At 43.9% G+C, this 22,915-nt stretch carries 12 protein-coding genes; 10 read left to right on the top strand and 2 right to left on the bottom strand.

Annotated elements, in window-relative coordinates; translation table 11 throughout:
• Positions 1-19: 19 nt before the first annotated feature.
• From B4G81_RS01410 to B4G81_RS01365, 10 genes are all read left to right on the top strand, one after another.
• On the top strand, positions 20-3,154 hold the full coding sequence (locus B4G81_RS01410) for a SusC/RagA family TonB-linked outer membrane protein (RefSeq protein ID WP_294079316.1): 3,135 nt from the start codon (positions 20-22) through the stop codon (positions 3,152-3,154).
• 8 nt (positions 3,155-3,162) lie between these two features.
• Positions 3,163-5,088 (top strand): RagB/SusD family nutrient uptake outer membrane protein, encoded by a 1,926-nt coding sequence (locus B4G81_RS01405; RefSeq protein ID WP_294079315.1) that lies wholly within the window; start codon positions 3,163-3,165, stop codon positions 5,086-5,088.
• Between the two features lie 30 nt (positions 5,089-5,118).
• A complete protein-coding gene (locus B4G81_RS01400) occupies positions 5,119-7,386 on the top strand; it encodes a DUF4886 domain-containing protein (RefSeq protein WP_294079313.1) in 2,268 nt (755 codons plus the stop codon).
• A 94-nt stretch (positions 7,387-7,480) separates the two neighbouring features.
• A complete protein-coding gene (locus tag B4G81_RS01395; protein ID WP_294079311.1) occupies positions 7,481-8,722 on the top strand; it encodes a family 43 glycosylhydrolase in 1,242 nt (413 codons plus the stop codon).
• A 117-nt stretch (positions 8,723-8,839) separates the two neighbouring features.
• Positions 8,840-10,006, top strand: a complete 1,167-nt coding sequence (locus B4G81_RS01390; protein WP_414703143.1) for a glycoside hydrolase family 172 protein — start codon at positions 8,840-8,842, stop codon at positions 10,004-10,006.
• Positions 10,007-10,102: 96 nt separating this feature from the next.
• Positions 10,103-12,004 carry a glycoside hydrolase family 172 protein gene (locus tag B4G81_RS01385; RefSeq protein ID WP_414703145.1) on the top strand — a complete coding sequence of 634 codons (1,902 nt, stop codon included), beginning with the start codon at positions 10,103-10,105 and terminating at the stop codon, positions 12,002-12,004.
• A gap of 59 nt (positions 12,005-12,063) precedes the next feature.
• On the top strand, positions 12,064-14,118 hold the full coding sequence (locus tag B4G81_RS01380) for a hypothetical protein (RefSeq protein ID WP_294079305.1): 2,055 nt from the start codon (positions 12,064-12,066) through the stop codon (positions 14,116-14,118).
• Between the two features lie 100 nt (positions 14,119-14,218).
• Positions 14,219-15,472, top strand: coding sequence for a DUF6786 family protein (locus tag B4G81_RS01375; protein WP_294079303.1), 1,254 nt, complete (start codon positions 14,219-14,221; stop codon positions 15,470-15,472).
• A 123-nt stretch (positions 15,473-15,595) separates the two neighbouring features.
• Complete coding sequence (gene fucP, locus B4G81_RS01370; RefSeq protein ID WP_294079301.1) at positions 15,596-17,044, top strand: L-fucose:H+ symporter permease; 1,449 nt, start codon at positions 15,596-15,598, stop codon at positions 17,042-17,044.
• A 5-nt stretch (positions 17,045-17,049) separates the two neighbouring features.
• Positions 17,050-18,678, top strand: coding sequence for a ribulokinase (locus tag B4G81_RS01365; protein WP_294079299.1), 1,629 nt, complete (start codon positions 17,050-17,052; stop codon positions 18,676-18,678).
• Between the two features lie 396 nt (positions 18,679-19,074).
• Here the strand turns inward: B4G81_RS01365 and B4G81_RS01360 are convergent, their stop codons facing one another.
• A complete protein-coding gene (locus B4G81_RS01360) occupies positions 19,075-20,529 on the bottom strand; it encodes a glycoside hydrolase family 130 protein (RefSeq protein ID WP_294079298.1) in 1,455 nt (484 codons plus the stop codon).
• 26 nt (positions 20,530-20,555) lie between these two features.
• Entirely contained in the window at positions 20,556-22,829 is a 2,274-nt protein-coding gene (locus B4G81_RS01355; protein WP_294079296.1) for a glycosyltransferase family 4 protein, read from the bottom strand.
• Between the last annotated feature and the right edge of the window lie 86 nt (positions 22,830-22,915).

The raw sequence follows: 22,915 nt of genomic DNA, 5'->3' as shown, positions 1-22,915 counted from the left end.
GATATTTAATTATTGAAACATGAAAAATAGAAAATTAAAAAAGTGTTTTTCGGAAAAGACACAAAAGTGGTTTCTTTTCTTATTGATCCTTTGCATGGGAAACACGATCTCTGTTTTTGCTGATAGTGAGGATGTTTCACAGTCACAGCGAAAAATAACCGGGCGTGTAATGGATACAAGTGGTGAACTCCTGATTGGAGTGAATGTAATGGAAGTCGGGACTTCTAATGGTACAGTAACGGATATTAACGGTACATATACAGTAAATGTGACATCTAAAAATCCTGTATTGAAGTTTACTTACGTAGGATTTAAAGAGAAGATGATTGAAGTGGGGAATAAAGGAATTGTCGATGTCTCTATGGAGGAAGATATAGAAGCGTTGGACGAAGTGGTAATTGTGGGATTTGGAGCACAGAAAAAGGCATCCGTAGTAGGATCCATAACAAACGTAGAACCCGGAAAATTGTCGTTGACGCCCAGCAGATCAATAAGTAATAATCTCGCAGGGATGGTGTCCGGTGTGATTGCCGTGCAACGAAGCGGTAATCCATGGTTTAATAATTCGGACTTTTGGATCAGGGGTATCAGTACCTTTACTGGAAATGCCAATCCAATGGTATTGGTAGACGGTGTAGAACGGTCTATCCACGACATTGACCCCGAAGAGATAGAATCTTTCTCCGTATTGAAAGATGCTGCCGCCAGTGCCGTATATGGCGTAAGGGGTGCCAACGGTGTGATAATGATCAATACGAAACGGGGAAAAATTGGAAAACCCCAGGTAGATGTACGTTTTGAGCAGTCGTTTACGTCCCCTATCCGGTTATTGGATTATGTAGGGAGCGTGAAATACATAGAGCTGATGAATGAAATGAATGCCGAAAATGGAGAAGTACCTTTCATGACAGAAGCCGAATTATTGAATTACAAATATCAAACCGATCCGGAACTTTATCCGGATGTCGATTGGTGGAATGTAATTGCAAAAGATCACGCACAGCAAACCAAAGCTAACCTCAGCGTAAACGGTGGGTCGGATATACTCCGTTATTCACTGGTATTGGGTTATTTTACTGAAGATGGTATTCTTCGCAGAGATAAAACCCAGGATTGGGACTCATCACTCAAAGTGAACAGATATACAGTTCGCTCCAATGTGGATGTAAATGTAACTCCCTCTACCCTTCTTAGAGTAAACTTAGGAGGATTCCTGCAAACAAAAAATGCGCCTCCCGGAAATGATGAAAGCAATTTTGGAATTTTTTACCAGGCCATGCGTATCCCTCCTTATATCCATCCTCCTGTATACTCAGGCGGGCGCCTTCCACGCATATTCGCCAAGGAAAATCCATGGGCATGGTCTACGCAACGGGGTTTTGAGAAGATGAATAACAGTAAGATAGAAGCACTCACTTCTGTAGAGCAGGATTTAAAATTTATTACTGACGGTTTAAAGGCAAAATTGACTTTTGCATTCGACAAGTTTTCAGGTAACTCCGTAACCAGAGCGAAAACTCCGGATTATTACAGTCCTGCGACAGGTCGTGATGCAGACGGGAATCTTATTACTTCTATCTCGAATCCCGGAGAACAATATTTAGGTCATAGCAAGGGTGCGGATTGGGGAGACCAAAGTATCTATCTTGAAGGAATGCTCTCCTACAACCGGATATTTGATGACCTGCATGATGTGAATACCATGTTCTTGTATAATCAAAAAGAGTACGACAGGGGTGATAAACAGCCTTACCGGAACCAGGGAATCGCCGGGCGCTTCTCCTATACGTATGATCGGCGTTATGTGGGAGAGTTCAACTTTGGTTATAACGGTTCGGAAAATTTTGCCAAGGGAAAACGATTTGGCTTCTTTCCGGCGGTGGCAGCGGGATGGATTATTTCTCAGGAAGGGTTTATGGAACCCATACAAGATGTTGTCTCCAATCTTAAAATCAGAGGATCTATTGGAAAAGCCGGTAACAGTATTTTAGGTACAAATATATGGGACCATCGTTTTGCTTATATATCGACTATTGAGAATACCGGCAAATATTGGTGGGGACCCGAAGGAAACACATACCGTCTCGGTCGTGCAGAGGGAGACGTTGGCGTGGCCGATCTTACCTGGGAAACTGTGACAAAAAAGAATTTAGGATTGGAAATCGGTCTGTGGAATAATACGATCAGTTATACGGTAGATATTTTTAAGGAGAGCCGTAAAGATATATTTATGGAACGCTACAATGTGCCGGGATCAGCCGGATTTAACCGTTCCGTTTGGGCTAATTTCGGAAAAGTGGATAACCAGGGAGTAGATATGTCTCTTAACATCAACAAGCAACTCAATAAGGATTGGTTTGTATCAGCCATCGCGAACTATACCTATGCCCATAACAAAGTGGTGGAAATCGATGAACCCCTATCTAAAAGGGGAACTTACCGATCGGTTACAGGCAAGCCTGTAGGACAATTGTTTGGCTTGATTGCCGAAAGGCTATTTACTGAGGATGATTTCGATGAAAACGGCTTGTTGAAAGAAGGTATCCCCGTGCAAAATTTTAGTGATATAAGAAATTTGCGCCCCGGCGATATCAAATACAAGGATATGAATGGCGATGGTGAGATCAATTCATTGGATGAGACAGCAATCGGAAAAACACGTACTCCCGAAATTATTTATGGCTTTGGAGCAAATGTGAAGTACAGGGCATTCGATTTTGGATTTTTCTTCCAGGGGGCCGGTAATACATACCAGATTTTAAAGGGTGAAAGCTGGCTTCCCGGATCGGTGGCAGGTGCCGGCAATATTTTTTCAAATATCGATGACCGGTGGACGCCTGATAATCCTAGCCAAGATGTCTTCTGGCCCAGATTGGGGAATAAGGCCGTGGCAAATAATGAACGTGCCTCCACATGGTGGTTAAAGGATATGAGTTTTTTGCGACTGAAAAATATTGAATTTGGATACAGTTTCCCCCATATATGGACCAATAAAATAGGAGTGCGTGACTGCCGGTTCTTCGTCAGGGGCTCAAACTTGCTGACCTTCTCCAAATTTAAATTATGGGATCCTGAACTGGAAACAACCGACGGATTAAAATACCCTCAAATGAAGTCTGTATCATTGGGGCTGAGTATTAATTTCAATAATTAAAAAACGACATGAAAAAGAATATATATACAATTATATTGTTGAGTTCCTTGTTATTCTTCGGGATAAGTTGTTCAGACTATCTGGACTATCAACCCGATGATTTCCTGACCATGGACAAGGTTTTTTCCGACAAGATACGTACTGAGGATTGGTTGGCAAGTGTCTATTCATCCATACCGGCTCCTCTTTGGGGATATTATAAGGACCAGGGATTCAATATTATGGGAGATGATATTACCATTCCTCAGGAATGGCGCGATTTTGGCTGGAAAAATGTATATGATTATACTACCGCCAACTGGAATCCAAATTCAGCATGGAATCCCAGTTATTGGACTGAATTGCCCAAACGTATCCGTACCGGATTGGTATTCATTGAAAATGTGAGAGTTATACCGGAAGCGGGCCTTACCCAGGAATATGTGGATCAGATGAAAAATGAGGTGCGTTTCCTTATTGCCTATTACTATTCGTTGATGATAGAAATGTATGGTTCCATTCCGTTTGCACCCGGGGTAATTTATGATGTGACTGCACCCACTGAGGAATTATTGATTGGTCAAACACCTTATGCTGAAATTGTAGACTGGATTGATCAGGAATTAATAGAGGTATCAAAAAAGTTGCCCGATGTATATCCCAACAATAATGATTGGGGTAGGGCTACAAGCATTATGGCACTCGCAGTCCGTGCAAAAATGCTTTTAACTGCGGCAAGTCCCCTTTTTAATGGTAATCCTGATCTTGTGGATTGGAAAAATAACGAAGAGGTGAATCTCTTTCAATCGGAATATGATGCACAAAAATGGACGCGGGCCGCAAACGCACATAAGGACTTGATAGATGCGGCACATAAAGCCGGGCATGAGTTATACAAAGAGTACAACAACGATGGCTCTATCGATCCTTTCATGTCATATTACAATTTATCACTCAAGTCAATCAATAGCGGGAATAAAGAGATTCTCTTTGTCAGGCCTGTCGATGGAAGTAGTGACGATATGCACTGGTGGCAGTCGCATCACCTTCCCAAAGGAATCAATGGAAATGCGGCAATGGGTGTGACCCAGGAATTGGTAGATGCTTTTTATATGGCAAACGGAATCGCTCCCATTTTGGGATACAACGCCGATGCTTCTCCAATCATCAATCCTGAATCGGGATATGTGGAAAAAGGTTTTTCTGTCCAAGCTGAAATGAGGCAAACAAAATGGCCGGGCGGCGGACCAAGCAGTATGGCTGATAATGCCACAGGCATGAGACCTGTAACGCTTGACGGTACATACAACATGTATTGTAATCGAGAGCCACGTTTTTATGTATCGGTAATTTTCAATGAAAAATGGTTGAGCGTGGCCAATAGGAGGGTTAACTTTTTAAGTGGAGGAGTAGATACGGGACCTACTTTTGACTCTCCGCAAAACGGATATAATATCAGGAAAAGGGTGAGTTTGGATGTGGATCCGAAGAATGGAAAGTATTACGCTAATCAACCCGGAATTTTGTATAGGCTTGCCGAAGCTTATCTCGGATATGCCGAAGCAATCAATGAATCTCAAGGTCCCAATGACGAAGTGTATGAATATGTGAACCTGGTGAGGGAACGTGCCGGAATTCCTGATTTGAAAGAGGGCTTAAGTAAAGAGGAAATGAGAGAAGCTATCCAGCATGAACGTAGGATAGAGTTCAATTGTGAAGGAGTTCGTTTTAATGATCTAAGAAGATGGAAGTTGGGAGAAAAGTATCTTAATGTAGGTCTCTATGGAATGAATAAAAATGGCACGAAAAAAAGTGAAGATGTAAGTGATCCTCTCGCTTTTTATAAACGTACTTTCTATAAAAACCGTTACTTTAACAAGAAGATGTACCTGTGGCCGGTCCCCCAGAATCAGATGGATATTAATCCTAATCTGAGACAGGCACCCGGATATTAATATTCTATTTCATTAAATAAGATGGAAATTATGAAGAAAATAAAAATATTATTAACCCTGCTGACCGTTTTATTCAGCAGTTTGGCTTGTAATGATGATTTTTCGGTGGATTTGTCGGGCAGACAATTTGTGAGCCTGAATAAAACCGCCATCTCTATTACACCCGGTGAAAAGTTTGTAATTAAAGCTGCTACAGACAGTTTGGGCGGTGAGTCCAAGACCTTTGAATGGACAATCCTGGATGCCGATATTGCCTCTATTGAGCCTCTCGATAACCATACGGCCATCATTACCGGATTGTCTGAAGGGACCTCTGTGATCAAGATTGAATCTACCGATGGTAATCTGAAGTATTTTTCTGATTTAACGGTAGGAAAGGAGCGTGTTTTCAAGATATTGACGATAGGGAATAGTTTCTCGGAAGATGCGGTGGAAAATTATCTCTATGACCTGGCGGCCGCGTCAGGCCGCAAAGTAATGATTGGAAACATGTATATTGGCGGACAGTCGCTGGAAGGGCACTGGAAAAATATTTCAGAAGACAACCCTGCATACCAGTTGAGGTTGATAAGTCCGGACGGTTCCAAGAACAGTTTTAATGAACAGACTATTTTGAACGCCCTTACACGCGAGAATTGGGATTATATCAGTTTTCAGGAAGTCAGCCAGTTATCGGGAATATTTGACGGATATCAGGAATACCTGCCGAAATTGGTGGAATATGCCCAAAATTATTCTACCAATCCCGACATACAATATATTCTCCACCAAACATGGGCGTATGCAGAAGATTCCAACCATTCCGGATTTCCCAACTACGACAATGACCAGATGAAAATGTACAATGCCATCGTGGAGACAGCATGGAAAGCAAAAGAATTGACGGATATTGATATCATAGTGCCGGCAGGCACTGCCATACAAAATGGCCGAACCAGCTATATAGGAGATAAGTTTACTCGTGACGGTTACCATCTGAACTTGCTTATAGGTCGTTTTACGGCAGCCTCCGCTTGGTTTGAAGCTCTCTTCGGTGGTATCAGGGAAAATGATTTTGAACCGGACGGCTTATTGAAATTTGATATAGAACTGGCAAAAGAAGCAGCCTATTATGCGGTGAGTAACCCCAAACAGATAACTGAATTGGAAGATTTCAAAGAACCGGGTCCCAATGAATTTATTCTGCAGGCTCCGATATTTATAGACTTCGGTCCGGTGGAATCACCGGCACCATTTAATAATTTCAAATCCCCTAATGATGTCAAATTGGGAGGGCTGAAAGATATAGATGGGAACAATTCCAATTTCGCCATTGAAGTTTCAGAACGATTTACCGGTACCTTGTCCAGAGGGTTGGAGAATGTCCTCGGATTACCAAAGACTGCTTCGGAAGATATGTTCTTTACGGATGGAAAAGTTACACCTCAAAGTAGCCTGACTCTCTCAAACCTGAATAGAGATATAAAATATACCTTGGTTTTATATGGTTCTATCAATGATAATAACACCGAGACAGAGTTCAATGTAGTGGGTAAGAATCAGAAAACAGGCTTGCTCGATAACGATAACAATCTGGGTAAAATTGTTGTGATAGAAGGTATTGAACCGGCTGATGATGCAACCATTGCCATTAAAATGAAGCCGGGCCCCAATAATACCCATTGGAACGGTTTCTTTGGTATCAATGCAATGATGCTTTTGCCGGACGGTATGGAAGTACCGATAGAGAAGAGTACATTCGAATTGCAACAACCTATCTATGTTGATTTCGGTATGCTACAGGCTTCTGCACCATTCCTTCATTTTCCTGACAACGGCAATGCACCGCTTCTGGATATGGCAGATGCCAACGGTAGCTTTACCGGTATAGCGATGAGTATTACTGCGCGGTTTACCAATAGAAACGAATCGGGTGAATTGAGTACCACGATCGGTCTTCCCCAACAGGTATGCCAGGATGCTTTTTATGGTGATAAAAATACTCCTGTATCCGGATTTACGATCTATAATTTGAATCCGGATAAGAAATACCAGTTTGTGTTCTATGGTTCAAGAAGAGATGCAACTGATAAGAGGGAAACAAAGTATGAAGCAATAGGTGATAACAGTGGCTTTGATCTGCTTGAAACATCAAAAAACAGATCAGAGGTCGCTATCGTGGACGGTATTAAGCCCACAGAATTTGGTACTATAGATATCAGAATTTCTGCCGGTCCCAATAATAACAATCCCGATGGATTTTATTATATCAATGCAATGATTGTCACTCCCGAAGGATTTGTCCTACCCGGGATATAATATCTGTTTTAACCTTTGCCGGGGCATTTATGCTTCGGCAAAGGTTACTATTTTATTTATAATGTAAATTAATTCGTTAAACTAAAAGACTCTTATGTATTTAACTGACGGATTATCTGTTCTTTTCATTTTTGTTCTTTTGTTGGGATGCCAAAATTCTCACCCGGAAGAGGAAACTGAAATTGTCACCAAGGATGAAATCGTCCTCAATTTATTAATGCCCAGCATAGGAATACCGGGAGATACGATTACTCTACGTGGAAAGAATTTTCCCTCTTTACCCAAAGTGAATTTCGGCATTCATCCCGCAACAATACTCGAATCAAATAAGGAAAAAGTGGTTGTCATTGTTCCTGAAAAGGTGGATGGAAACATAGATGTTACTGTTGTGAGCGATGAAAAACGATCGAATATAGTGATTTTTAATTTCCAGTTAATGGAAAAAATAGAACTGGCTGACCCTACCATTTTCCTTTATAATAATATTTATTATCTGTATGGCACGGGAGGCAAAGGCGGCGATGTTGATCAGGGATTTTTGGTGTATAAATCAAATGATTTGAGAAAATGGGATGGTCCATCCGGTACACTTCAGGGGTTTGCATTGAAGAAGGGAAATGTTTTTGGTTCTTCCGGATTCTGGGCACCTCAGGTTTTTTTATATAACGATGAAATTTACATGGCTTATACAGCAGACGAAAATATAGCCATCGCAAAAAGTAATTCACCTTTAGGTCCTTTCAAACAACATACAGTTCTTTCAGGGGACACCCGGCAAATTGATCCATATATTTTTATTGATGATGATGGAAAAGCATATATTTACTTTGTAAAATTGTTGACAGGAAATAAAATTTATGTGGCACAATTAAACGAAAACCTGTCCGATATTAAAAAAGAAACACTGAAACTTTGTATCTCTGCAGAAACAGGATGGGAGGACACTCAACAGATAAATTGGAAGGTTGCAGAGGGACCTACAGTCTTGAAAAATAATGACCTTTATTATTTGTTTTATTCTGCAAATCATTTTGAAAATAAAGACTATGCACTGGGGTATGCCGTGAGTGAATCCCCATTTGGTCCTTGGGAAAAACATGACGAGAACCCTATTTTAAGCCGTAATCTTATAGGATTAAACGGTACGGGACATGGGGATTTTTTTAAAGATAAAAATGATAACTGGTTTTATGTTTTTCATACTCACTTTAATAACTCAACAATTCATCCCCGGTTGACAGGAATGATAAATGGAGATTTTTTTAAAAGTAAAGAAATGATATATCCGGAAATGTCATTTAAGAAAGAAACATTTCAATATTTAATGGTAAAATGAAAATACAATTTCCACATGCAAATGGTGATAAATCTATGGATGTGGAAAAATATAATATCTTTGAGATAAGAAATTAATCAATAGAATAAGAATATCATAATTTTTAATTTGTTTATTATGCGTTTAAAGCCAACTTTCATTTTTCTTTTTTGTATCGCACTTACAACAAGTATTTTCTCCCAAAACCGAGATTTCAACGGATTGGATATGAATATGGGAAACCTATATCGGCTATCTAATGCGGAAACACGTTCTATCAGTCCCGAAAACTTTACCGGGGAAAAAGGAAAGGGGGGGATGGCTATTCCGGATTCCAATGCACCCCGCAATACGGCCAATGCCACGACTCCTGCCCGTGATTTGGGGCAGGGCTGGAAAGTGAATCCGTTTGTGACCATCAATCCGGGAGAAACATTTACCATGGCCGAAATTGAAGGACCGGGTGCCATTCAGCATATCTGGATGACACCGACCGGTAACTGGCGTTTTTCCATTATACGTATCTATTGGGATGATGAAATGGAACCATCAGTAGAGGTACCTGTGGGTGATTTCTTTGGCATGGGGTGGAATGAATATGCCCATCTGAATTCTCTGCCGGTAACCGTTAATCCGGGAAGTGCATTCAATTGCTATTGGGTGATGCCATTCCGTAAAAAATGCAGGATCACCATGACCAATATCAATGATGATGAGCCGATGAACCTTTACTACCAGGTCGATTATACATTGACGGATGTACCCGACGATGCTGCCTATTTCCATGCACAATTCCGTCGCACAAAAGTGAATGAAACCTCCGATTATACCATTATCGACGGAATAAAGGGAGAAGGGCACTATGTAGGTGTCTATATGGCCTGGCAAGTGAATAACAATGGTTGGTGGGGTGAAGGAGAGATCAAATTCTTCATGGATGGAGATAAGCAATTCCCTACCATCATAGGAACCGGGACTGAGGATTATTTCTGCGGATCGTATAATTTCGACCGGCACGGGAAGTACGTTACTTTTACAACACCTTATGCCGGATTGGTGCAGGTATTGCCTCCCGAAATTACCTACAGATCCGGGCAGCGATTCGGAATGTATCGCTGGCACGTGATGGATCCGATACGGTTTAAAAAAGACTTGAGAATCACAATTCAGGATTTAGGTTGGCGGCATGGACACCGTTACCTGCCACAGCAATCGGATATCTCATCTACTACTTTCTGGTATCAGAAAGAGCCTCATGCCTCGTTCCCCAAGCTTCCTTCCTGGGAAGAGTTAGAAGTGAATTGATTATATGCGCTTAATTATAAAATGGATACAAAAATCATAAATATAATGAAAGGAATTACGAGGAGAACGGGAGTTAAGACATTATTACTTATCCTCATGTTTTTATCAGGGCTCTTTCAGGTAAACGGTCAAAATAAAACCTACCGGTGGAGTGACGAAGTAGAGCTTTTGAAAAGAGTGGACCGGTTGCCTTCATATCGACATAATCAATTGATAGAACAGGAGTCAAGTTACGACCGGACAGGAGGGAATGACGATGGCTTCAATGGTACTTATTCCTTTATCCGTAAGGAAAAAGAGGGACTAGTGCTGGCAGAATTTGAAGGACCGGGTGTAGTAAACCGTATATGGACTCCTACACCTACCGAAGACACATTGTTGTTTTATTTTGATGGAGAGCGGATTCCACGTTTGAAAATCCGCTTTATGGATCTTTTTTCCGGAGAAGTTTATCCCTTCGTAAAACCGGTTTGTGGTAACGAAATAGGTGGGTATTACAGCTATATCCCCATTCCCTTTGCAAAATCACTGAAGATTGTATTTCAGGGAGAGCAAATTATGTTCCATCAAATTCAATACCGGATGCTACCCGGAAAACAAGTGGAAAGCTGGACAGGCAATTTTTCTACTTCCGATAAGGAAGTATTGGCAGAGGTGAGTGACGTGTGGGCTGATATATCACCTACAGTAAACCGCTATGCTACTGGTCGCTCGGCCGATTATCTCACCCAGGAAATGTCGTTTATTCTTGAACCGGGAAAAGAAGTTTCCTTGGAGAGAACAATCGGCGGTCGTATCATCGGTTTTGAAATTGATGGCGGCACTGCTTTCGAAGGCTCCTATAAGGATATCATCCTTTCCGTAAAATGGGATGATGAAGAAGTTGAGGCGATTTATGCCCCGCTTGCCGATTTCTTTGGGTATGCTTATGGAAAACCGGCGATGCGCAGTATCGTAATGGGGCGGCAGGGCACATCCAACTACTGTTACCTGCCCATGCCTTTCGATCAATCGGCTTCAATGAAGTTTATCTATAGAAAGAGAGACGGTGTACAACAAAATGCCGTTACAGCAAATGTAAAAGTCTATTATAACAATAATCCGAGGGATATAGAAGAAGAAGGAAAATTATATACCGTATGGAGAAGGGAGAGGCCTGAACCGGGACAGTTCTATACTTTTATGGAAACCAAAGGAAAAGGGCATTACGTGGGAACAGTCCATCAGGCACAGGGTTTGCGACCGGGTATGACTCTATTCTTCGAAGGTGATGATACTACTTATGTGGATGGAAAAATGCGCCTGCATGGTACCGGATCGGAAGATTATTATAACGGAGGGTGGTATGCGCTGCTCGATCGGTGGGACAGGGGAATCAGCATGCCGATACACGGTTCGCTTGATTATTCCTTGCCGATGGCACGTACCGGAGGTTATCGTTTTTTCCTTTCGGATAAGATGCCGTTTGAAAAAGAGTTCTATCATGGCATGGAACACGGCGAAGTAGGAAATAATTTTCCGGTGGATTATACTTCGGTGGCATTCTTTTATGCAGACCAGCCTCTGAAAGAGCGAATGGAACCCACTGCGGAGTTAAGAGAGGTTTATTTTCCAACTACCCATATCTATTTCCCGCAATTAATGGAAATTACTCCTGAGAGAGGGATACAGGTCATTCAGGACAGAGGGTTGATGCTTACCTCTTTTGGACAGGGAGCCGTAAGAGTGATGCTCTCAGACGTACCCGAAGGAAAATACAAAGTGTTGGTCAACTATCATGAGAAGCCGAACGGTGCCGATTTTCAGGTTTGGCAACGGCAGAATCGACTGTCGGAGTGGATTTCGACAAAATCCGACAAAGAAACCTTCAGGGAGAATGTCCATGTGGGAGATATACAACTTACGCCACAGACAAACTCCATTACGTTTCATGTGAGAAATAACGGTAAAGCCGACCAGTTCGAACTCAATTTGATCACGCTTGAGAGGGTGAATTGATTAACTGATTAATTGATTTGGTGATAAAGAGGATTATTTATACGGTATTGGGCATGGTCATGATTTTCTCTAGTGTATTATATGCACAAGAGATAGAGATGGGGAATAGCCACTATCCCATAGTACTAGAATTGCCCCAATCATTAAAAAATGCTGTCCGAAGAATCCAATATGACCTGCTAGGTAGTGAAAAAGGTACTAGCCGGATCAGGGCGGTGGATGAGAATTGCCTGTATATACAATTCACTTTCCCGATCGATAAAACAGTGAAGCAGGATGATTGGCAAGTATCGGTGACTCCCGGCTTCTTTCCCTCTTTCCATTGGGCGCCTCATATCACTCCTACGGGCCGTCATATCATTGACCAGCATGTATTCCGCTCTCCGGCACTGATCATGGCCGATGGGAGGCAGGTGATTACCCTGATTCCCGATCTGGATATTATGAAAAAAGGAACGCCGGTAAGGTGGTATCTTGATCTCGATGCGAAAGGAAACCGACTTATCTTGGGGATGAGTAATGGCAGGGTCGACGATCATGTGCTGTTTGTACGTGAGCCGGGAGCCGAATATCCTGCCGGGGAAGTGAAAATCGGTTTTTACCTGATGGTGGACAGGGATGAATCATCATTGAAAAATCCTTTCCGCAGACCCCTTGAATTCCTATGGAACCATTGGGGGCATGATCTTTATCAAACCGGAAACCCGGGAGATGCCGATCTGGACCGATATGTGGAGCATACTTATAACTGGGCTTTTAATAGTTGGGCGGAGAATGTCTGGCAGGAATTTAGATTGAAAGGCAATAAGGTGGGTGCACCGGTCTTTATCGTGAATTATACCCAAAGCCCCAACTATCCGGGAGAAATCAACGAAAGGGAATTCCGTTCGGTATGGAATCAGGCATGGTTCAGCTCCCTGCGCTCGGCAAGCGGATTATACCGGTATGCCAGAAGAATGGGCAACACAGACCTGATGGAAAAGGCACTACTCACCAAAGAACTGGCGCTTTCCTTTCCGCAAGTCGAAGGTTTCTTTTACGGTTTGATCGGAACAGAGATGCAGGAGGTAGAGATAGACGGTAAGAAATATAACCGCAGCAAGGGATGGGATACCCATTTTTGGGGAAACTCAAATAGGAATCCCTATACCTGGAATGCGGCCGAATCGCCTTTCCATATCCTTGATATGAGTTGGACAGCACTGTTGATGCTTCGATGGTATGATGAACTGGAAAAAGATGAACGGCTACTTCGTTACGCCGAGCAATATGCCGAATCACTACTCGATATCCAGTCGGAGAACGGTTTTTTCCCCGGATGGCTCGACCTGCATACTTTGCAACCAATGGCTCACCTGAATGAATCATCTGAAACTTCTATGTCGGCAACTTTTCTTTTGAAACTCTATGAGTTGACGGGAAAGCAGAAGTACAAAGAGGCCGGATTCAAAGCTATTGATGCGGTGATCCGGGATATCATCCCCGTCGGGAGATGGGAAGATTTTGAGACCTACTGGTCCTGTTCGCGATATGGATCAGATTATTTGGTCGGGAAAAAAGTAAGCCGGAATAATATGTACAAACAGAACAATTTCTCCATGTTCTGGGCGGCAGAGGCGCTTCTTGAGAGTTATCGGCTGACCGGCGACCGGCAATATCTGGAATGGGGACAGCGTACGCTCGATGAAATGTTGATGACACAGGCTTCCTGGCAGCCGCCCTACATGTATGTGAATGTACTTGGCGGCTTCGGTGTGCTGAATGCCGATGGCGAATGGAACGACTCGCGCCAGAGCCTTTTCTCAGAGCTTATCCTGCAGTATGGAAAACTATTAAGCAATGATGAGTATAATGAAAGAGGGTGGGCGGCGCTGAAAGCATCGTTTGTAATGATGTACAGTCCTTTGAACCCTGTCACAAAAGTACAATGGGAGAGAGTATACCCCTTCTTTGGTGAGGAGGACTACGGATTTATGATGGAAAATTACGGCCATGGAGGACGGACAAGTCCCGAAGGTGAAGGAATAGGGGAATTTACCATATACGATTGGGGAAATGGTGCAGCAGCAGAGGCCTATAACCGTATCCTCGATAAATTTGGAAAAATCAAATAAAATTATTCAATAATCGATTCAGCCAATTATGAAGTAACCGATATTGTCAATAAAATGTCTTGGTTCTTGACTCTTGGCGCTTGTATCTAATTTTTATCTTATGCAACTAAAACAAATCTATCGCACTATGTTGCCCGTCATGATGGGAGGAGCAATTTTATTCTCTTGTACAGGCAATAAAAAAACATCAGAAAACATGGAAAAGGAATATGAAAAAGGAACTTTTGGATATGATTTGAATTATCTATCCGAAAAAGATGAAGGATTAATCGTACTAAAGTCGGAAGATGAAAAAGCACAGATAATCTTGTCGGCCAGGTATCAGGGAAAAGTGTTTACTTCCACGGCCAACGGTCTTGGAGGAGAAAGTCACGGGTTTGTGAACTACAATTTTTTTGATGCTGGTATAGTGGATGAACATATGAACGGCTTCGGTGGCGAGGATCGTTTCTGGCTCGGACCGGAAGGCGGAAAGTATTCTATCTACTTTGAACAGGGGAAAGAACAGGTGTATGATAACTGGCATACTCCAAAAGCAATTGATATTGAAGAGTGGGAAGTAAACGGAGTGACTGGAAAAGAGGCTGTCTTCACCAAAGAAATGACACAGAGAAACTACCTGGGAAATCTTCTGAATATTGGGATTGAACGAAAAATTTCACTGCTCTCTCCATCCGGAATAGCCGGCAAGTTGCAGGTTGAGATACCGCAGGGAGTGAAGGGAGTGGCTTATGAGACAACCAATAAGATCACCAACAAAAATGATTTCGAGTGGACACCCGAGACGGGAACGGTCTGCATCTGGATGCTCGATATGTTCAACCCTTCCGAAACGGCAGTAACGGTAATTCCCTATAATGCCGGTGAGGAGAAAGATTTAGGAAAAGTGGTGACGTCCGATTATTTTGGAGAAATCCCGGCTGATCGCCTTAAAGACGATAACGGTATCCTTTATCTTAAAACCGATGGAAAATCAAGAGGAAAACTGGGAATGAATCCCAAACGTACCAAAGCAATCGCAGGGAATTACGATCCGCTTGCCAGGCGATTGACCATTATCACATTCGATACGAACCCTGATGCTACCTATTTGAATCAGGAATGGAATCCCGATCGCGATCCGCTGATAGGAGACGCACTCAACGCTTATAACGACGGTCCGCTGGAAGATGGAAGTATTATGGGGCCTTTCCTCGAACTGGAGAGTTGCTCGCCCGCCGCATTCCTGAAACCGGGAGAGTCATTGTCACACAGGCATGACGTATTCCATTTCACAGGCGAAGAGACTAACCTTTCCCCCATCGCGGAAAAATTGCTGGGAGTAAATCTTGAGAAAGTCAGAAACATCTTTTGACCCCGTTTTACTTCGAATTTATAGATTCCATAATTTTTAAATAATAATATAAAGCAAGAAAGGAACCAACACTGATACTAGACGTCTTGGCTCTTGATTCTTGGCTCTTGATTCTCAATAAATATGAATACAAATAATGTAGAAAAGCAGCGATTGATCCCCCCCGGGATACTGTTCCCCTTTATTCTTCTTACTTCCCTCTTTTTTATTTGGGCAGTACCCAACAATATGACTGATACCATGTTGGCGGCATTCAAGCGAATTATGAGCATGAATGATACGCAAACAGCCTGGATACAGGTGGTATGCTATCTCTTGGGTTATGGTTGTTTTGCCCTTCCGGGTGCCATTTACATCAAAAAGAGAACTTTTAAATCGGGTGTGCAGCTGGGGTTGTTGCTCTGTATCATAGGATCGATGCTCTTTTATCCGGCTATGTTGGTTAATGAGATCAGTTCACCACTAAGTTTTGCAACTTATCTCTTTGCTATTTTTGTGTTGTTTGCCGGCCTCTCGGTGCTTGAAACAGCTACCAATGCGTATGTATATGCACTTGGCGATCCGAGGACAGCCACCCGAAGGTTGAATTTTTCACAGTCGTTCAACCCTTTTGGCGCATTGACCGGTGTGTTGGCTAGCCAGATATTTGTTCTCTCACAGCTAAATACCCTGACGGCTGGAGAAAGAGCTATGTTAAGTAGTTCTGAATTAGTTGATATTCAGAGAGGTGAACTGAGTGCCGTTACGACCGCCTATTTGATCTTGGGCATGGTAATGTTGGTGTTGTTTTTGTTGATCATTTTCACCAAAATGCCCAAAGCACAGGATGATGACAAGAGTTTAGATTTAAAAGCTACTTGGGGGAGGTTGAAAAGGAATAAAAATTATGTCTGGGGTGTCGTGGCACAGTTCTTCTATGTGGGTTCGCAAATCGCTGTCTGGTCGTTCATTATCCGTTATGCGATGCAGCAACTTGATCTGGATGTGGTGATCGCCGGACTGGGTGTCAACCCTTCACAAGAAGCAATTATTGGAGCATTGCGCAGCGTGGAACCGGTGGCAGGTTCTTTTTATTCGTTGAGTGAATACCTCGGACTGGACGCACTGCTACCTCGTACGGCGGAGCAGGCCGGAGCTACTTATTATATCTTGTCGCTGATATTATTCGTAGTGGGGCGATTTATTTGTACTTGGCTGATGAAATATACCCGTCCGGTGAACATATTATCAGGATTGGGTATTTTGGCATTAATCTGCTCCCTTGTGACGATTTATGGAGAAGGATTTATGGGTGTATATGCTTTGATGGGTATTTCGGGTTGCATGTCGGCCATGTTCCCCACAATCTATGGATTGGGCATGAGGGGATTGGGTGATGATACCAAAATTGCCGGTTCGGGTATGGTGATGGCCATCGCAGGAGCAGCGCTGCTGACACAGATTCAGGGTATCCTTTCGGATCAGGCGGGAAGCATTAAGTTTGCCTATTGGGTACCTGCTATCGCATTTATTATTATCACTTATTACAGTTTTACAATAGCACGCAGCAAAAAGCTGGGTAACGGAAAATAAATGAAATGGAAAAACTAGTCATAGGAATTGATTATGGCACCGATTCATGTCGGGCAGTAGCCTTAAATGCCGCATCAGGAAAAGAAGTAGGTGTAGCAGTATCTTATTATCCCCGTTGGAGGGAGGGTTTGTATTGCAATTCTTCGGCCAACCGATACCGGCAACATCCGCAGGATTATATCGATTCGCTGGTGGAAGTGATGCATGATTTATTGTCGCAACTATCAGTCGATGGGATAAAAAATATTGTCGCCCTGGGGATAGATACAACCGGAAGTACACCTTGTCTGACTGACAGGGACGGTACACCGTTGGCGCTCCTGCCCGAGTTGGCAGATGAGCCCGATGCGATGTTTATTCTTTGGAAAGACCATACTTCAATACGAGAGGCGGATGAAATCAATACACTTGCACATAGCTGGGAGATCGATTTTACATCCCGTTCAGGAGGTATTTATTCTTCAGAATGGTTTTGGGCGAAGGCACTGCATGTGCTTCGGGAAAATAAAAAAATCAGGTCTAAGGCTTATTCTATCATTGAACATTGTGACTGGATGCCGGCATTATTGACCGGAAACCTGAAGCCTGAGAAGGTAAGGCGCAGTCGTTGCGCTGCGGGACATAAAGGGATGTGGGCAGCAGAATGGGGTGGTTACCCTTCGCAGGAGTTTCTCTCGGCGCTTGACCCCCTGTTAGATGGGTTTGGAGCCCGTTTAAAGAACGAAACATATACCAGTGACATCTCTGCCGGGAAACTGACGCAGGAGTGGACAGAGAGGTTGGGATTGCCTCAAAACGTGAATGTGTCCGTCGGAATCATCGACGCGCATGCCGGGGCTATTGGAGCCGGTATTACGGCGCACACGATGGTGAAAATCATCGGGACATCTACCTGCGATATTGTGGTCACCCCCAAAGAGGATATCGCAGAGAAGCTGATTTCCGGGATCAGTGGACAGGTAGACGGATCGGTTATCCCCGGATTGGTAGGGCTGGAGGCGGGTCAATCCGCCTTTGGCGACGTATACGCCTGGTGGAAGGGAATACTTTCCTGGTCGCTGAACCTCTTGCCGGAAAGAGAGAGGGCAGAGGCGGCAGCACGAATATTGCCGCAGCTGAACGAGGCGGCTGAAATACTGCCGATAACAGCGTTGGACCCGGTGGCGACCGACTGGTTGAATGGTCGTCGTACCCCTTTCGCCGATCTTACGTTGAAAGGTGGAATTGCAGGAATTACTTTGGCTACTACCCCCGCGCAAATTTTTAAGAGTCTGGTAGAAGCCACTGCTTTCGGATCCCGTGCCATTATGGAGCATCTCGAAAGAGAGGGTGTACGGGTGGATAAGGTGATTGGGGTGGGAGGGATCTCCCTAAAATCACCCTATGTAATGCAGACGCTTTCCGATATAATGGGCGTACCTATTAAAGTGGCGGCAGCACAGCAGGCCGGAGCTCTGGGTGCCGCCATGTGTGCTGCTGTTGCCGCGAAGGTCTTTCCTTCCATGGAAAGCGCCCTTGAAACAATGGGGCAGGGGTATATGGTGGAATATATGCCCCGTGCGGAGAATCGGAAAACTTATGACCTATTGTACACAAAATATAGGCAATTAAACTATTTTTTGGAAGGGATATAAACAATCCCTTCCAATGTTACTTGGGGTGGTTATAATCCTTGCTGTAATATTCTTCGTGCACCGTCATCACTATCAAATAGGCGATCAGGTAAGCCAGTGTACTTTCTGCTTTTTGGTTGAGGCTTACTCCTTCTTTCTCGAGCCGGTTGCAACAGCCACCTGTCTCTTAGTCGCTGTTTTTCCGGTACTCCTTCACCAGCCACGGCAGTGAGTTTCCTAGGATATGCTGATCATTATGTTGGCGAGGAGCTCGGTCCGGTAAGGCGTAATATAAATATCTGCTGCATAATGGTATGCAACGTAACGACAATCGGAATTTTTATCTAATGTGGCGATTCCGCAAGAGATTTACAGTAGATATGGTAGCGTCATCGTACAGGCTCGATTAACTAAAGACTAACCGGCGAGTTTCATCATCCTGAGGAGGCTTTTTAATTCTACCGTGGCTACCCGCGTGGTGATATCCGACATGGCGTAGGGGATAATCAGGTGCCCGTTGAGGAGCATCGCCCCGCAGGTATATATTACATTGGGTACGTATCCCACCCGCTCTTCCTCGTTGGGTGACAGCAATGGTTCTGCCAATCGTCCGATAATCTTTGTGGGATCGTTGAGGTCGAGCAATATGGCGCTGATGCAATATTGACGCATGGGCCCCACGCCATGTGTCAGTACCAGCCAGCCTTCCTTTAATTCAATAGGGGAGCCGCAATTCCCGATTTGTACGAATTCCCACGGGTAGAGTGGTTCCTGGATGACCTGGGAGGTATGCCAGAAGTGCAGGTTGTCGGAAAACATGATATGGTTATTTTCGCCGTCCTGCCTCGACAGCATGGCGTACATTCCGTTTATCTTACGGGGGAACAATGCCAGACCTTTGTTTTGTATGGCTTTACCGTTCAGGGTGGAAATATTGAAGGTGACGAAATCTTTTGTTTTGATCAGTTGCGGCAGGATGTGTTCACCGTTATAGGCAGTGTAAGTGGCATAGTAGACAGTTTTCCCGTTGTCTCTGGTAAATTGGACGAAACGGGCGTCCTCGATGCCTTTGCTTTCATTCTCTGAAACCGGATATATCACCCGTTCCGATAATTGGGTTTTATCGTTGAACTTTATCTTGTAATTCGAATTGGCCAGCCAGTTGATGGCATTGATGGTAGTATCGTCGCTTTGATCGGGATTTTTCTTGTATACTTCATGAATACTGAATTTAAGGTCCTGATAAGTAAAAAAGGGCTGTAACCGGCTCAGGATTTTTTCGGAGGTATCGTTCCAGACACCCATTTCCTGAAGGCTAAGGCAGAAAAGATGATTGTCGTAAAAGGGATCATGCAGCATGGCAGGTGTTTCCACGAAATCCGGCACACTGTCGAATATGAACGAAAAGTCGCTATCGATGATGCCGCTTCGGAACACGATCGATGAGATATGCCCTTCTCCCGTCGCGCGCAGGCTCATGACAAACCGTGCGCCACCCTTCGGGACATTGCTCTGGTCGGGGTGAAGGACGATGGAGGGATTGAAGAGGGCTGCCGACTCAATGGAATATTCCATGGTAAAATAAGACCCTATAAGCATTTTCTTGGTAAGTGAAATGTGGATCGTATGGGGAATATATTCGGCTACCTTGTCGAAATTTACCATTAATAATTCATCCAGGTTCCGGTGCCGGTCGGCGAAATCATGATGGAGTTGCAGCAATATTTTTTTAGCCGTGGATTCGGATAACCCCAATACTTTAGAAAGCAAGTTGTTTATCCTCGAAAGATCTCCCGGGATATATGGCCGGGTAATCACCCGGGAAGGATCCCTTTCTATCCTTGCCCTTTTTCTTTTTACAATTTCTTGCATAACAATTCATTCTTTTTACATATTACTCATCCATTGCTTGTTAAGTTATCCGTTTGGTGCTGTTGCCAGTCTTTGCTGTAATACTCTTCGTGAGCTTCCAGCACCACAAGGTAAGAGATCAGGTAGGCGAGGGTGCTCTCCGCCCCCTGGTTGCGGCTGAGGCCATCCCGTTCCAAACCGTCGAAACATCCTTCGGTTTCATAATTATAGAGGTTGAGCCGGAGGTCGTTTTCTCCTAAGAACCACATGAAGGAAGCAAAAAGCTTTTTAAGGTAGTCGATATTGTCGGTCATTTTATATGCCTGATAAAACATCAATACCATGCACATGGCGTCCACCGGTTGTTGGGCAAAATCAGAGCGGGTGTCTTCCCGGTGATACCATTTTTCGTTTCCGATAATCGACAAATACCCCTCTTTCAGGGTGATATCCGAGAGGAATTGCATCGATTCGAAGGCGATCCTCCGGACTTCTTCATCCTTCAGGATATCTGCGGCATGCAACATGGCGAGCGGCAGCAAGCCGTTGTCATAGGCAAATAGGATTTCATACCATTTCCAGTCGGCGCGGGTATTTTGGCGGTATTCTTCCACCAGAAAAGCAGTGAGTTTGCGCAACCGTTCAATCATCACATCATCTCCCATGTTGTTCTTCAAATAGTAAGAAATGCCGAGGATGACATTGGCTATGCTGCGTACCGAACGAAGGTTGTCGAATACGGGGACGGATTTGTCCAGCATATATTTCCCGATTTGAGAGTACGAGTCGTTCGGGGCATTGTCCAACATATATCCCAACGCCCATATAGCACGCCCGAAAGAGTCTTCAGAGCCTTGTTCCTCGACAAAAGTCCGGTCAAAGTTCAGGAAATTATGAAAGGTCCCGTCGTCATTTTGCATATAATAGATGAAACTCAGATAAACGGGGCAGAACTCCAGTGCTTTTTGGCTTTTGGTTTCTTTATAAGCCATCAGGGCCATGATGAGCGCCCGTGCGTTATCATCCAGGCAATAGCCTTCCTTTAAGTTGGGGATACCGAATTTGGTATGCTGGATGATTCCCGTATGGTCGGTCAGCCGCTTTACATGCGCCAGTGAAAAGGGCGGCAGGATTTTTATGTCGAAGGGAATGGTTTCTTTCCTGGGGATTTTTAGCTGCTCTGCCGTTACTTCTTTGACGAGGTTGTTGTATTTGGCACCGATTTTGGGCCAGGTGATCTCACGTCCATATTCATAGGCATTCCTACTAAGCCGGAGCCGCTTTTCAGGGTGGTCCAGCAAATCGATCAGGATATCGGCCAGTTGCACATGGTTGCTGAAATCGAAGAGTATACCCCTGTCGTCGGCCAGCAATTCCACCGCATGCCAGTAGGGGGTTGAAACCACCGGGCATCCTACGCCCACAGCATACGAAAGCGTGCCGCTGGTAATCTGCGCTTCGTTGAGGTAAGGCGTAAGGTAAATGTCTGCCGCATAGAGATATTTGAATAATTCCGGTTGGCTGGCGAATTTATCAATGAACACCACATTATTTTCGAGATCCAATTCCGATACCAGTTGGATAAGATAGTTACGGTATTCCTCACCCACATAATGGAGCACGTGCGGATGCGTCTTCCCCAGCACGACATACAATACTTCGGGATGTTTTTTAACGACTTCGGGCAAAGCTTTTATCGCCGTCTCGATGCCTTTGTTCCGGCTGACAAAACCGAAAGTCAGGAGTACCTTACGTTTATCGAGTTTAAATTCCTTTTTGGCCTCCGGCTGTGAAAATTTGTAATCGGGTACGCCATGCTCGATATAGGCTATCTTCTCCTTCGGCACATCATAAATATCTTCCAGGAATTCTACGGCGTGATGGCTCATCACCACTACGCGGTTAGCCGTCCTGCAAATACGTTGCAGGATTTCTTTCTGGTCATAAGAAGGCGTCTTCAATACGGTATGCAGTGTTACGATAAGAGGTATCTTGAGGCGATGAAGGAGTGAAAGGATATATACGCCGTTACGGCCGCCGAAAATTCCGAATTCATGTTCCAGAATGCAACAGTCGGCGCCACTGAGGTTGATGTACTCCGCAGCCTCCTGATAATCGCGCTGATTCTCCTGCCGGATAGTAAATACAACCTCCTCGGGATAATCGTATTCCTGGTCGAAATCGTTCATGGCAACAACAAAAAATCCCTTTTTGTTGTCCGGGGAATCATCTTTGCCGGACATGGCCTTCAGCAGGTTTTGGGTAAAGGTTCCGATACCACACCTGCGCGGTGGATAGGTTCCGATATATACAGTCTTCATTGCCTTATGATATTTATTTGTGGTTGGAGGACATATAAAGAACGTTTTCGTCAAGCAAGAGCAGAACAAATTTATTTGTTTTGCCG

It is taken from the genome of Proteiniphilum sp. UBA5384 (assembly GCF_002410825.1).
Lineage (GTDB): Bacteria > Bacteroidota > Bacteroidia > Bacteroidales > Dysgonomonadaceae > Proteiniphilum.
The sequence above is the reverse complement of the archived record's forward strand: the minus strand, read 5'-3'. Positions and strand labels throughout refer to the sequence as shown.

Bases quoted from the DNA above. Each gene is read 5' to 3' on its own strand.
- B4G81_RS01355 (WP_294079296.1), bottom strand. From the start codon at position 22,829: ATGAAGACTGTATATATCGGAACCTATCCACCGCGCAGGTGTGGTATC.
- B4G81_RS01380 (WP_294079305.1), top strand. From the start codon at position 12,064: ATGATTTTCTCTAGTGTATTATATGCACAAGAGATAGAGATGGGGAAT.
- B4G81_RS01400 (WP_294079313.1), top strand. From the start codon at position 5,119: ATGAAGAAAATAAAAATATTATTAACCCTGCTGACCGTTTTATTCAGC.
- B4G81_RS01390 (WP_414703143.1), top strand. From the start codon at position 8,840: ATGCGTTTAAAGCCAACTTTCATTTTTCTTTTTTGTATCGCACTTACA.
- B4G81_RS01375 (WP_294079303.1), top strand. From the start codon at position 14,219: ATGCAACTAAAACAAATCTATCGCACTATGTTGCCCGTCATGATGGGA.
- B4G81_RS01405 (WP_294079315.1), top strand. From the start codon at position 3,163: ATGAAAAAGAATATATATACAATTATATTGTTGAGTTCCTTGTTATTC.
- fucP (WP_294079301.1), top strand. From the start codon at position 15,596: ATGAATACAAATAATGTAGAAAAGCAGCGATTGATCCCCCCCGGGATA.
- B4G81_RS01410 (WP_294079316.1), top strand. From the start codon at position 20: ATGAAAAATAGAAAATTAAAAAAGTGTTTTTCGGAAAAGACACAAAAG.
- B4G81_RS01395 (WP_294079311.1), top strand. From the start codon at position 7,481: ATGTATTTAACTGACGGATTATCTGTTCTTTTCATTTTTGTTCTTTTG.
- B4G81_RS01360 (WP_294079298.1), bottom strand. From the start codon at position 20,529: ATGCAAGAAATTGTAAAAAGAAAAAGGGCAAGGATAGAAAGGGATCCT.
- B4G81_RS01385 (WP_414703145.1), top strand. From the start codon at position 10,103: ATGTTTTTATCAGGGCTCTTTCAGGTAAACGGTCAAAATAAAACCTAC.
- B4G81_RS01365 (WP_294079299.1), top strand. From the start codon at position 17,050: ATGGAAAAACTAGTCATAGGAATTGATTATGGCACCGATTCATGTCGG.